The organism is Asticcacaulis sp., from assembly GCF_027484505.1.
Classification (GTDB): Bacteria; Pseudomonadota; Alphaproteobacteria; order Caulobacterales; family Caulobacteraceae; genus Asticcacaulis.
Window position 1 is genome coordinate 23,307 of sequence record NZ_JAIXSV010000071.1, and the last position, 11,415, is coordinate 34,721.

12 protein-coding genes and 3 tRNA genes are annotated in these 11,415 nt (G+C 60.7%); 10 read left to right on the top strand and 5 right to left on the bottom strand.

Annotated features, from left to right (window positions below; all coding sequences use genetic code 11):
- Window positions 1-56: 56 nt before the first annotated feature.
- Both Q0072_RS04185 and Q0072_RS04190 read left to right on the top strand, forming a co-directional pair.
- Window positions 57-260 (top strand): DUF2892 domain-containing protein, encoded by a 204-nt coding sequence (locus Q0072_RS04185; RefSeq protein ID WP_298326170.1) that lies wholly within the window; start codon window positions 57-59, stop codon window positions 258-260.
- Window positions 257-604, top strand: coding sequence for a carboxymuconolactone decarboxylase family protein (locus Q0072_RS04190; protein WP_298326173.1), 348 nt, complete (start codon window positions 257-259; stop codon window positions 602-604). The genes Q0072_RS04185 and Q0072_RS04190 overlap by 4 nt, the downstream gene beginning before the upstream one ends.
- Before the next feature lie 51 nt (window positions 605-655).
- Here the strand turns inward: Q0072_RS04190 and Q0072_RS04195 are convergent.
- A tRNA-Thr gene (locus tag Q0072_RS04195) sits at window positions 656-731 on the bottom strand.
- Window positions 732-914: 183 nt separating this feature from the next.
- On the opposite strand from Q0072_RS04195, the gene metG reads away from it, so the two are divergent.
- Complete coding sequence (gene metG, locus Q0072_RS04200; protein WP_298326175.1) at window positions 915-2,633, top strand: methionine--tRNA ligase; 1,719 nt, start codon at window positions 915-917, stop codon at window positions 2,631-2,633.
- Window positions 2,634-2,696: 63 nt separating this feature from the next.
- Complete coding sequence (locus Q0072_RS04205; RefSeq protein ID WP_298326178.1) at window positions 2,697-3,068, top strand: DUF805 domain-containing protein; 372 nt, start codon at window positions 2,697-2,699, stop codon at window positions 3,066-3,068.
- A gap of 17 nt (window positions 3,069-3,085) precedes the next feature.
- Here Q0072_RS04205 and Q0072_RS04210 read toward each other — a convergent pair.
- Together Q0072_RS04210 and Q0072_RS04215 are read right to left on the bottom strand one after the other, a co-directional pair.
- Window positions 3,086-3,159, bottom strand: a tRNA-Gly gene (locus Q0072_RS04210).
- Window positions 3,160-3,204: 45 nt separating this feature from the next.
- Window positions 3,205-3,288: transfer RNA gene (locus Q0072_RS04215), tRNA-Tyr, on the bottom strand.
- A gap of 161 nt (window positions 3,289-3,449) precedes the next feature.
- On the opposite strand from Q0072_RS04215, the gene rlmB reads away from it, so the two are divergent.
- The gene (gene rlmB / locus Q0072_RS04220; protein WP_298326181.1) at window positions 3,450-4,418 is read left to right on the top strand and encodes a 23S rRNA (guanosine(2251)-2'-O)-methyltransferase RlmB; all 969 of its coding nucleotides are present in this window, start codon (window positions 3,450-3,452) and stop codon (window positions 4,416-4,418) included.
- Here rlmB and Q0072_RS04225 read toward each other — a convergent pair.
- Complete coding sequence (locus tag Q0072_RS04225; RefSeq protein ID WP_298326184.1) at window positions 4,366-4,986, bottom strand: bifunctional 2-polyprenyl-6-hydroxyphenol methylase/3-demethylubiquinol 3-O-methyltransferase UbiG; 621 nt, start codon at window positions 4,984-4,986, stop codon at window positions 4,366-4,368. The two genes, rlmB and Q0072_RS04225, sit on opposite strands and share 53 nt — an antisense overlap.
- 115 nt (window positions 4,987-5,101) lie before the next feature.
- On the opposite strand from Q0072_RS04225, the gene Q0072_RS04230 reads away from it, so the two are divergent.
- Together Q0072_RS04230 and Q0072_RS04235 are read left to right on the top strand one after the other, a co-directional pair.
- The gene (locus tag Q0072_RS04230; RefSeq protein ID WP_298326187.1) at window positions 5,102-5,872 is read left to right on the top strand and encodes a YjbE family putative metal transport protein; all 771 of its coding nucleotides are present in this window, start codon (window positions 5,102-5,104) and stop codon (window positions 5,870-5,872) included.
- 152 nt (window positions 5,873-6,024) lie between these two features.
- Complete coding sequence (locus Q0072_RS04235; protein ID WP_298326190.1) at window positions 6,025-6,888, top strand: dienelactone hydrolase family protein; 864 nt, start codon at window positions 6,025-6,027, stop codon at window positions 6,886-6,888.
- On the opposite strand, the gene Q0072_RS04240 is transcribed toward Q0072_RS04235, so the two are convergent.
- On the bottom strand, window positions 6,885-7,301 hold the full coding sequence (locus Q0072_RS04240; protein WP_298326193.1) for a DUF805 domain-containing protein: 417 nt from the start codon (window positions 7,299-7,301) through the stop codon (window positions 6,885-6,887). The two genes, Q0072_RS04235 and Q0072_RS04240, sit on opposite strands and share 4 nt — an antisense overlap.
- 461 nt (window positions 7,302-7,762) lie before the next feature.
- Between Q0072_RS04240 and Q0072_RS04245 the strand changes: the two genes are divergently transcribed.
- The 3 genes from Q0072_RS04245 (at window position 7,763) to Q0072_RS04255 (ending at window position 11,365) form a co-directional block, all read left to right on the top strand.
- Window positions 7,763-8,113 (top strand): YbaN family protein, encoded by a 351-nt coding sequence (locus tag Q0072_RS04245; RefSeq protein WP_298326196.1) that lies wholly within the window; start codon window positions 7,763-7,765, stop codon window positions 8,111-8,113.
- A 74-nt stretch (window positions 8,114-8,187) separates the two neighbouring features.
- Complete coding sequence (locus Q0072_RS04250; RefSeq protein WP_298326200.1) at window positions 8,188-10,413, top strand: S9 family peptidase; 2,226 nt, start codon at window positions 8,188-8,190, stop codon at window positions 10,411-10,413.
- 109 nt (window positions 10,414-10,522) lie between these two features.
- On the top strand, window positions 10,523-11,365 hold the full coding sequence (locus Q0072_RS04255) for a DUF2807 domain-containing protein (RefSeq protein ID WP_298326203.1): 843 nt from the start codon (window positions 10,523-10,525) through the stop codon (window positions 11,363-11,365).
- The last annotated feature ends 50 nt before the right edge of the window (window positions 11,366-11,415 follow it).

Genomic DNA, 11,415 nt, shown 5'->3' on the forward strand with positions numbered 1-11,415 from the left:
TAATATGCAATTAAAAGCAAGTCCATTTATTGTGACCTGTCTTAAGGAGAAATCGCATGTCTCTGGATCGTCTCGTTCTCGCCTTTGCCGGAACCGTTGTGCTGGTGTCCGTCGCGCTGGCGCATTTTGTTCACCCGAACTGGGTGTGGCTGACCCTCTTTGCCGGGGCCAATATGATTCAGGCCAGTTTCACGGGTTTTTGTCCGGCGGCCATGGTGTTCAAGGCGCTGGGCGCCAAGCCGGGGGTGTGCTTCAAATGAGCAAGTCCTATCCCGAAATCACCGCGCGTCTGTCGGCCAATATCAAGACTCTGCGCAAAGACATTCCGGAAACCATGGCCGGGTTTTCGGCACTGGCCAAGGCGGCCACGGCTGACGGCGCGCTGGACAAGAAGATGAAGGAATTCATCGCTCTGGCCATTGGTGTCGCCACGCGCTGCGACGGCTGCATAGGCTATCATAGTGAGGCACTGGTGCGGCTGGGGGCGACGAAACAGGAGGTCGAAGAGGTGCTGGGCATGGCCATCTATATGGGTGGCGGGCCTTCGCTGATGTATGCGGCTGACGCCCTCATGGCGTTTGAGCAGTATTCGGGTGCATCATAACCCTGCCGCCTTGTCGGCGGTATTTCGCCAGAAAGGCGGCGAGTGGTGTTATGGTGCCGGTTACAAGATTCGAACTCGTGACCTGATGTTTACAAAACAACTGCTCTACCAACTGAGCTAAACCGGCACGCTGCGAGTCATGATGGCTGTCGCAGACAGGGCCGTCCTTATGCCGGGAGCCATCGCAGAACGCAACGGATTTGGCGGCTTCGCCACAGATTTTTTCGTATTTTGGCCATCAAACCTGTGTGCAGGGCGGCAAAATGGTCTAAAGGACAAGCCGATTTTCTGAGTTTTAGACGGTCTGAGCATGTCCCGCATTCTGATCACTTCCGCGTTGCCCTATATCAACGGCATTAAGCACCTCGGCAATCTGGCTGGATCCATGCTGCCGGCCGATGTCTATGCCCGGTTCATGCGGGCGCGCGGTCATGAGGTGCTGTATATCTGCGCGACCGACGAACACGGTACGCCCGCTGAGCTGGCCGCCGCCAAGGCCGGGCAGGACGTCAAGACCTATTGCGACGAGCAGCACCTGATCCAGAAGACCGCCGGGGAAGCTTTCGGGCTCAGCTACGACTGGTTCGGGCGCTCAAGCTCGGCTGAAAACCGCCACCTGACTCAGGCTTTTTGTGAGGCGCTGGATCGTAACGGCCTGATCGAGGAGCGCACGGACAAGATGGTCTATTCCATCGACGACGGGCGTTTCCTGCCGGACCGCTATGTCGAAGGCACTTGCCCGCATTGTAAGTTCGAAAAGGCGCGCGGGGACCAATGCGACAATTGCGGGCGTCTGCTTGATCCGACAGACCTGATCAATCCCTATTCGGCGGTGTCGGGGTCGCGGAACCTTGAGGTGCGCGACACCAAGCACCTTTATCTACTGCAAACCAAGGTCGAGCCGCAGTTACGGGCGTGGATCGAGTCTAAGACGCAGTGGCCGCAACTGGCCAAGTCCATCGCCATGAAGCACCTTGAAGAGGGCCTGATCGACCGCGGCATCACACGCGACCTGAAATGGGGCGTGCCGGTAACCCAAGACGGAAAGCCCAGAGAAGGGTTTGAAAACAAGGTCTTCTACGTGTGGTTTGATGCGCCGGTGGAGTATATCGGCGCCACGCAGGAATATTTCAACACGAAGGGAAATGCCGACGGCTGGCAAAGCTGGTGGCGTCTCGATCAGGGGGCGGACGACGTCACCTATGTGCAGTTCATGGGCAAGGACAATGTTGCCTTCCACACGGTAAGCTTCCCGGCGACCATTATCGGTTCGGGGGAACCGTGGAAGATGGTGGATACGCTGAAGGCCTTTAACTGGCTGAACTGGTACGGCGGCAAGTTCTCGACCTCGATGAACCGCGGTGTGTTCATGGATCAGGCGCTGGAGCTGCTGCCGGCCGATTACTGGCGCTGGTATCTGATTTCGCAGTCGCCGGAAGGCTCGGATTCGTCCTTTACTTGGGAGCAGTTCCAGAGTGCGGTGAACAAGGATCTGGCCGACGTGCTGGGCAATTTCGCCAACCGCATCCTCAAATTCACCGAGTCGAAGTTCGGCGGGGTGGTGCCGGAAGGCGGTGAGGCGGGGCCGCTAGAACAGAAGCTCTATGCCGATCTGTCGGCCTTGCTGGCTGAGGCGACCGACGCCTTTGAGGCTATGGAGATGCGCAAGGCAGCGCAGGCCGTGCGCCGCATCTGGGTGTTGGGGAACGAATATCTTCAGGAAGCCGCCCCGTGGACGGCCTTCAAAACCGATGTCGAGCGCGCAGGCGTGATTGTGCGTCACGGCCTCAATCTGGTGCGCCTCTATGCGGTGCTGGCCCAACCGCTGATGCCGTTTTCGGCGCAGTCCGTTGCCGACTGTGTGGGCATTGAACTGCCGCTCGACTGGCCGACGACGGACGCGCAGACGGAACTGTCCAAACTGCCGGTCGGCGCGGCGGTCAAGTCGGGCGAGGTGCTGTTCAAAAAGATCGACGACGACATGGTCGCCGAGTGGGCCGCGCGCTTTGGCGGCAGCGACGCCGCCTGAACAATAATTCATTAGCGAACAAAGGCGTTCGGACGTATCCCTAAGCGACGGAGGAGTCCCGTTATGGATATATCGAACGCCTTTTTCAGCTATCGCGGACGCTTTCGCCGCCGGGATTTCTGGCTCTACAGCGTGTTTCTGTGGTTGATCAGCTCGGCCTTTGTGGCCCTGTTTGGCGGTGACAATCACGGGATCAACCTGCTGCGGCCCTATCGCTTTGACGGGGTAGGGCTGATCGGCTTTGTCGCCTGGCTGGGCGTGCTCTATGCCACCTTCGCCGTGCAGGTCAAACGCTGGCACGATCGCAACAAGTCAGGCTGGTGGGCGCTGATCACGCTGGTGCCGCTGATCGGCTGGCTTTGGGTGCTGATCGAGTGCGGCTTTCTGGAAGGCACAAACGGCGATAACCGCTACGGGGCGGCGACAAAGCTCTGAGGTTTCAGGGAAGATATTGGAGCGGGTAGACGGGATCGAACCGACATCCTCAGCTTGGAAGGCTGCTGCACTACCATTGTGCTATACCCGCCCTTTAGGCAGGGCCGTGGCCGAAGAGCGTTTCAAGGGCGCGCGGTGGTGGGGGAAGCAGGACTCGAACCTGCGAAGCTTACGCAGCGGATTTACAGTCCGCCCCCTTTGCCGCTCGGGACATTCCCCCAAGCGCGCCCGTTGAAACGAGGTGGTCCTTAAACTCAATCTTTGAACAAAGAACAAGCCCAAAAACAAAAAAACTTTTTGGTTTCTGTGGATGCCCGCATTAAACAGACCGCTAATCCTGCCAAAAAGCCTTACCGGCCTCACATCGGAGCGCGTCTTATAGTGTCAAGCCAACGCGAACGCAACGACCCTAAATCGCGGAAAGGGCCCAATGGTCCTAAAAAATCGGGGTCTAAGGCCGCTTTTTCCGGACAATCCAAGCCTTATGTCAAGGACAAACCGCGCGATAAAGGCGGCCATGCCCCGGCGCAGACGGCGCGCGTTCAAACTCAGACCCACTCTCAGGCACGGACCAAACCGCCGGTGCGGGTGTCCGAAGACGGCTGGATATGGGGCCTGCATGCGGTTGAGGCGGCGCTGAAAAATCCGTCCCGGCACGGACCGATTCGTCTCTATGTGACGCCGGAGCGTCAAAAGGCGCTGGAGCAGGTGGCCCCCAAGCGCGGCGACCTGCATGTGCGCCTGACCGAGATGGCCGAATTTTCCGGCTTCCTGCCGCAGGGCGCGGTGCATCAGGGGGTGGCGCTAAACGGGCCGCCGCTGGAAGGCGATGATCTGAACGGCCTGATGGAAGGGGCGCTCCGGCAGGAACGCCCGGTGCTGGTCATGCTGGATCAGGTGACCGACCCGCAAAATATCGGGGCCATACTGCGCACCTGTGCCGCCTTTGGCGCGGCCGGGCTGATCATGCAGGACCGCCATTCGCCGGTCATGCAGGGCGTACTGGCCAAGACGGCGGCGGGGGCGATGGATAGGGTGCCCTTTGCGCGGGTGACCAATTTGTCGCGGGCGCTGGAGTCTCTGACCGAAAACGGCTTTGTCAGTCTGGGCATGGCGGGGGAGGCCGAACACAGCCTTCAGGCCGTTCTGGAACAGCAGGGCTGGCGTCAGACCGGCAGCCCGCGTGCGCTGGTCATCGTCATGGGCTCAGAAGGCGAGGGGCTGCGGCGGCTGGTGGCCGAACACTGCGACCATCTGGTCAAAATCCCCATGCCGGGTGGCTTTGAGAGCCTGAACGTCAGCCATGCGACGTCGATTGCCTTGTATGAGGCTCTGGGTCGCGCGGTCTGATCGCCTCGTAATAGTGGTTGCCGCCCACATCGCTGTGGCTGGCGACGAAGGACAGGCCGTGGACCTTCAGAAGCGCCGTATAGGCCGTCTGACCCAATGAGCGGGAAAGGCGTCCGGTCAGAGTGTCCGGCCATTCGCAGGCCTGAAGCGGCGCGGTAAACAGAAAGCGCCCGCCAGGTTTCAGCGCCTGGGCCACCCGGCCCATTATGGCCGCCTGATCCGCCTCCGACAGCAGAAAGATCAGACCCACGCAGACCGCTGCGTCGAACGTCCGGCCAAAGAAGGCACTGAACTGCGCCGCTTCACAGGCGACTGGCGCGTCGGGAAAGCGGGCGTGAAAGGCGGCGACCAGACGGGGTGAGGCGTCGATGCCCGACACGACAAATCCCGCTCCGATAAGGGCTTCGGCAATGGGCACACCCGACCCGCAACCGACATCGACAATGGCGCTACCCGCTGGCAATTGGGCAATGGCCCAGTCGCGTACAAGGCTGGCCCCAACGCCGGAACGCATACGCATGAAGCGCTCGGCAAGCGCGTCCCAGCCTTCGGAGGGATCAGTAGGCATGGACGAACCTCAACGGCGACCTGAACTTCTCCAGCCTGTCATGCGTTCTGCCTCTGGACAAGGCGGGATGTGAAAACTAGGAGGGTATGCAAACCTTTCTACTTATGGGCCCGTCATGGACTTTTTCAGCAATCCTGAGTTCGCGTCTCAGGTCTCGGCCTTTTTTCAGGTCGTCTTTATCGACATCGTCATGGCCGGTGACAATGCCGTGGCGGTCGGTCTGGCGGCGGCGGGTCTGGCCCCGAATGACCGTAAAAAGGCCATCCTCTACGGCCTGATTGCGGCGGTCATCATGCGCATCGGCTTTGTGCTGGTGACGGCCAAGCTGCTGCTGATTGTCGGTCTGCTGCTGGCCGGTGGGTTGCTTCTGCTGTGGGTGGCGTGGAAGATGTGGCGCGAACTGCGCGAGCCCGATACCCACGCGCAGGAACACGCCGAAGCGGCGCTGGAAGACGCCACCGGGGCCGATATCAACGGCAATCCCACCACGGGTGGGGCGACCGCTCCGGCGCCCAAGCGCAAGAGCTTCAAGGCCGCCGTGGTTCAGATTCTGATCGCCGATCTGTCGATGTCGCTCGACAATGTGCTGGCCGTGGCCGGGGCGTCGCACGCCCACCCGGAAATCATGGTCTTCGGCCTGATTCTGGCCATCGCCCTGATGGGCGTCGCCTCGCACTTTATCGCCAAGGTCCTGCACAAGTACCGCTGGATCGGCTTCTTCGGTCTGGCCGTGGTGCTCTACGTGGCGCTGAACATGATCTGGGAAGGCCACCGCGACATCGTGGTCGATACGGGTAAGGTCACGGAATATAATCAGATTGTACCGGACTTTATGGACATTACCGAAAAAGACATCAAACACTTCGGCCCTAAACCGGCGCATTGAGTTTTGAGTGCACAAATTGTCCGAAAAGGGGTGGCCACTTTATCGGATTACGTTCTGAAAGCGGTTCCTGATCCTCAGGAGCCGCTTTTTTCTGGGAGATGTCCGAAGGATGGGCGGGGTTTGGGCGTAGAAACCTCAGACTGGAGGGCTCTATGGACAAACCCGTTGTTACACAGGCGATGATCGACGCCTATGATGAATTCACCCATACCTCATTGGATCGCCGCGCCTTTATGAGCCGCCTGACGGCCTTGACCGGATCGGCGGCGGCCGCCGCAGCGGTCCTGCCGCTTCTGAGTGCCGGTCAGGCGTCGGCACAGACCATTGCGGCCGATGACAGCCGCCTTGTGACCGAAGACGTGACGATTGAGGGGCTGAAAGCCTATCTGGTGCGGCCCAAAGCTGTGTCGCGCAGGCTGCCGTGCGTGCTGGTCATCCACGAAAATCGCGGCCTGACGCCGCATATCCGCGATGTCACCCGAAAGCTGGCGCTGGAAGGCTTTGTGGTGCTGGGAGCGGATTTCCTGTCACCTGTGGGCGGCACCCCGGCCAATGAGGACGAGGCGCGTACCCTGACCGGCAAGCTGGAGAGCGCTCAAACCGTGGCCAATGCCGAAACCTATCTGAACTGGCTGTCCAAACACCCCAAAGGCAACGGCAAGACCGGGGCGATGGGCTTTTGCTGGGGTGGCGGTCTGGTCAACCGTATCGCCACGCAGTCGAAAGCACTGGATGCCGGCGTTGCCTATTATGGCGCGCAGGCTCCTCTGGCCGACGTGCCCGGCATTCAGGTCCCGCTCATGCTGCACTATGCCAGTCTGGATGAGCGCATTAATGCCGGGATCGAAGCCTATCGCGCAGCCTTGACCGCAGCGGGCAAGCGTTTCGAGATTCATATGTACGAAGGCGTCAATCACGCCTTCAACAATGACACCTCACCGGCGCGATACAATAAGGCGGCCGCCGATCTGGCGTGGCAGCGAACGGTGGCTTTCCTCAAAAAGTATCTTGCTTAGGGCATGTCTTCGGGCATGTCCTCAAGGCGATAGGCATTGAGCATCGGGCGGTGGCCTTCGGGCGAGGGGCCAAAGCGGTTGCCGCCCCTTTGTCCGGCCAGAAAACCGCATTCGATCAGCGCCCAGACCTGCCCCAGCACCGGCACGAGGCCGACCATCAGCCACCAGCCGGACTTGCCCCGGTCGTGCCAGCGTTTGACGCTCAGGCAGAAGCCGATCCACAGGAGTGGCAGCCCCAGAACCAGCCACATCGGGTCCACCCCCTCGGCCGGGCTCAGGCCCACAACGGTGCCATAATGGGTCCGCAGCCACCACAGGGTTGCGCAGACGACGGCGATTGCGAGGCTCCAGCCCCAGAAGCCAATGCGCGACAGCCGCCCGTTCGGGCTGAGCAGGGTATTGATGATAGTCATGGTTTCCTCCCGGTCACGTCCTAGTGTCCTGAATCTGAAATTCGCATGCGCTTGATATCGACCTCTGGCGAATTTCAGATTCAATGGGACACTAGCAACCTATTGGATCTAGGATCGTTTTTGGCTTTGAAGTTCGCCCCGCTGTCGATATCAAAATGAAGCGAACTTCAAATTCACGATACTAGGCGACTCTCGTGTCCGGCGAATTTACCATAACGGGGTTCGTAGCCGCAGAGGGGTGTTGGTAAACTTATCGGGAGCGGCTGGATCATTATGTTTCTTCCAGAAACCATAATGATCCCGTTTTTCGTTTAGTCCCTCGCCGGGCGGCGGCTCCGCTGCCTTGGCCGCCGCCTCAATGGCGGCTTGAGCGGGATGACTTCATCAGAAATCATCCCGCTAAGTTACACTGTGACCATAAGACAGATGCGCCCGCCAGCAATCGGGGCTATGCTGTGCGAATGAGAGTTGTTCTGAACCTGCTTGGCTTGTTTTTCGTGGCGCTTGGCGTCATCGGCATCTTCGTGCCGGTTTTGCCGACGACGGTGTTTCTGATCATTGCCGCCATCATCTTTGCCCGCTCCAATCCGGAGTGGGAGCGGCGCATCATGGCGCACCCAAAGTTCGGCCCACCCATCCGCGCCTTCCGTGAGCGCGGTGTCATCGGCCCGGCGGCCAAGATCGCCGCGGTCAGCTGTATGGCCGTGTCGTCGGTGATCGGCTTTGTCACCCTGCGCGGTGTGTGGGCCTTTGTGCCCGCGGGGGTGTGCCTGCTGTGCGCCCTTTACGTGCTGTCGCGGCCGTCGCAATGATAGTTACCCGTGTGACCGCTTGACCCGCTGCAAGGGAAGGGGCTAGCTACCGGCATTGATTTCCGGAGTGCCCCATGCCGTCCAAGCTGACCCTTGCTGTTTCTGCCGCTGCCCTGCTGGGGGCGGCGGTCGCCTCTCCCGTCTTTGCGCAGGCTACGCTGACCCCTGAGCGGGTGTTTGCCAATCCGGACCTGTCCGGGCCGAAGGCGGTGGGGGCGCGCCTGTCGCCGGATGGGACGCTTCTGACCTTCCTCAAGCCCAAACTGACCAATGCCACCGTGCAGGACCTGTGGGCCGTCGATGTCAAGGGCGGCGCCCCCTATGTGCTGGTCGATGCCGACAGCCTGTCGTCGGAAGGCAAGGAGCTTTCCGAGGCCGAAAAGGCGCGGCGTGAGCGGATGCGCGTGTCGGCACGTGGCGTGGTGGCCTATGACTGGGACCCGTCGTCCAAGACGCTGTTGGTGCCGCTGGATGGCGACATCTATCTCGTTGATCGGGCGACGAAGAAGATCAGCCGCGCCACCGAGACGCCAGGCGATGAGGTCGATGCCAAGCTGAACCCCAAAGGGGGGCAGGTGGCCTATGTCCGCGATCAGATGCTTTATGTGCGCGACCTTGCGTCCGGCAGCGAGCGCGCCATTACGCCGAAGGGCGAGGGCGTCATTTCCTACGGCGTGGCTGAGTTTATCGCGCAGGAAGAACTGAACCGCTATACCGGCTACTGGTGGTCGCCGGACGGCACCAAGATCGTCTATGCCAAGGTCGATGAAAGCCCGGTCGATATCGTCGAACGCTTTGAGATCAGCGGCACGGGGACGCGCACCGTCGATCAGCGTTACCCTAAGGCCGGGCGTCCCAACGCCATCGTCACCCTGTTTGTGCACGACCTGAAAAGCGGAACCGATGTGCCGCTCGATCTGGGGGCCAATAGCGACATCTATCTGGCGCGCGTCAACTGGAGCCCGGACGGGCAGTCCGTGTTTGTGCAGCGCCTGAGCCGCGATCAGAAGACGCTGGACCTGCTGCAATACGCTCTGACCGGCGGGGCGCCGCGCACCGTCCTGACCGAGACCTCGGACACCTGGGTCGAGCTGAATAACGACCTGCGTTTCCTGAAAGACGGGCGTTTCCTGTGGGCGTCGGAGCGCGACGGCAATAACCACCTCTACCTTTATGACAAGGACGGCAAGCTGATCCGTCAGGTCACGCAGGGCGACTTCCCGGTGGCCAAGGTCGCCGCCGTCGATGAGGCGAAGGGCGAGGTGTGGTTTGAGTCGTCCTATAAGACCGTGGTCGAGATGGGGCTTTACAAGACCTCCTACCTCAAGCCGTCCGAGCCGGTGGCCGTGACCAAGGCCGGCGGCTGGTGGTCCACGGACGTGTCGCCCAATGCCAAGGCCTTTATCGGCACCTATGCCGACCCGCAAACCCCGGCCCAGACCGGTCTTTATGACGCGACGGGCAAGCGCGTGCGCTGGATCGAGGAAAACGCGCTCGACGCCAGACATCCGTATTTTGCCTACAAAGACACCTACAGCGCGCCGGAATTCGGTACGCTGAAGGCCGTCGATGGCGAAGACCTGCACTGGCTGATGCTCAAGCCGCGCGGCTTCGATCCGGCGAAAAAATACCCGGTGATCGTCTCCATCTATGGCGGCCCGGCGCGTCAGGACGTGCGGCGCGGCTGGGTGTCGCCCGCCAATCGCCTGTTTCAGGAGGCGGGCTATATCGTCTTTACGCTGGACAACCGCGGCACGCCCAACCGCTCGGTTAAGTTCCAGCGCGCCATCTATAAGCAGTTCGGCGGGCCCGATATCGACGATCAGATCATGGGGGCGAAGTGGCTGCAAAGCCTGCCCTATGTCGATCCGGCGAAGATCGGCATTATGGGCTGGTCGCAGGGGGGCTTTGTCACCCTGATGGCCCTGACGGCCAAGGACACGCCGTTTGTCGCCGGCGCGGCCGGCGCGCCGCCGACCGAATGGGGGCTTTATGATACGGCCTATACCGAGCGCTATATGTCCACACCGCAGGCCAATGCCAAAAACTACACCAAATATGACGTGGTCAACCGCCTCGATAATCTCAAGCCGGGCAGCCTTCTGTTGATGCACGGCATGGCCGACGACAATGTCATCCTGCAAAACACCACGCGCGTCGTCGATGCCCTGCAGAAGAAGTCGATCCCGTTTGAGCTGATGCTCTTTCCCGGCGACCGGCATGGCATCCGCAGCAATGAGAAAAACCTGTTCCGCTACCGGTTGTATCTCGACTTTTTCGACCGCAAGCTGAAGAAGTAAGGGCCCAAAACCCCGTTATATTACAATTGCTTCATGACACGTAATTAAGTTGTTCTGAACGCCCGCCTTCTTCATGCTTGGCCTATTGAAACCAGTCAGGGGTTTACCAATGGGCACGGGCATCAAGGCGGGCGTTTTTGTCGCCATAGCCGCTATGGCGGCCGCAGCGGGCGCGCAGGCCGCAACGCAGGTCGAACTGAAACACATGGCGGCGCGCGTCATCGTCACGCCGGAAAACCGCAGCGACGTGAAACTCACCGTCACCTACGGCAGGGCCGATCTGCCGAAAATCATGGTCAGCACCATGGGCGACAAGCTGGTCGCCTCGGGTCAGTTGCGCAAACGCAGCTATGGCTGCTCCGGCAATCAGACGGTGCGCATCGACGGCAAGGGGCAGGTGGCTGTGGCCGATCTCCCCGTCGTCTATCTGCGGGTGCCGATGGATGCCAAGGTCGCCTCGGAAGGGGCCGTCTCCGGGCGCATCGGGGCATCCAAATCGCTGGAGTTTGCGCTGGGCGGCTGCGGCGACTGGACGGTGGATACGGTGCAGGGCAAGGCCGAACTGAACATCGGCGGGTCAGGCAGCATCCGCGCCGCCAATGTCGGCGATGCCGAAGTCGCCGTCGGCGGCTCTGGCGATGTCTATCTGGGTCGCATCAAATCTCTGTCGGGCGCCATCGGCGGGTCGGGCTCGATCAATGTCGCCGAAGTGGCCGGGCCGGTTGAAATCGCCATCGGTGGCTCCGGTGATGTGCGCATCGACAAGGGCACCGCCCCCAAGGTGGACGTCTCCATTGCCGGTTCGGGCAATGTGCGCTTTGGCGGTGAGGCGGTCGATGTCGATGTCTCTATCGTCGGCGCGGGCGACGTTTCCGTACGCAAGGTCACCGGTCACGTCTCACGTTCCGTCATGGGCTCCGGCAAGGTGCGCATCGGCGAGGGCGGCCGCTGACAGAAACAGGTATTTCGTTGGGTCATATTCTGATCCGACTGCGAAATCTC

Bases quoted from the DNA above. Each gene is read 5' to 3' on its own strand.
- metG (WP_298326175.1), top strand. From the start codon at position 915: ATGTCCCGCATTCTGATCACTTCCGCGTTGCCCTATATCAACGGCATT.
- Q0072_RS04230 (WP_298326187.1), top strand. From the start codon at position 5,102: ATGGACTTTTTCAGCAATCCTGAGTTCGCGTCTCAGGTCTCGGCCTTT.
- Q0072_RS04185 (WP_298326170.1), top strand. From the start codon at position 57: ATGTCTCTGGATCGTCTCGTTCTCGCCTTTGCCGGAACCGTTGTGCTG.
- Q0072_RS04245 (WP_298326196.1), top strand. From the start codon at position 7,763: ATGAGAGTTGTTCTGAACCTGCTTGGCTTGTTTTTCGTGGCGCTTGGC.
- Q0072_RS04255 (WP_298326203.1), top strand. From the start codon at position 10,523: ATGGGCACGGGCATCAAGGCGGGCGTTTTTGTCGCCATAGCCGCTATG.
- Q0072_RS04240 (WP_298326193.1), bottom strand. From the start codon at position 7,301: ATGACTATCATCAATACCCTGCTCAGCCCGAACGGGCGGCTGTCGCGC.
- Q0072_RS04205 (WP_298326178.1), top strand. From the start codon at position 2,697: ATGGATATATCGAACGCCTTTTTCAGCTATCGCGGACGCTTTCGCCGC.
- Q0072_RS04250 (WP_298326200.1), top strand. From the start codon at position 8,188: ATGCCGTCCAAGCTGACCCTTGCTGTTTCTGCCGCTGCCCTGCTGGGG.
- Q0072_RS04190 (WP_298326173.1), top strand. From the start codon at position 257: ATGAGCAAGTCCTATCCCGAAATCACCGCGCGTCTGTCGGCCAATATC.
- Q0072_RS04225 (WP_298326184.1), bottom strand. From the start codon at position 4,986: ATGCCTACTGATCCCTCCGAAGGCTGGGACGCGCTTGCCGAGCGCTTC.
- Q0072_RS04235 (WP_298326190.1), top strand. From the start codon at position 6,025: ATGGACAAACCCGTTGTTACACAGGCGATGATCGACGCCTATGATGAA.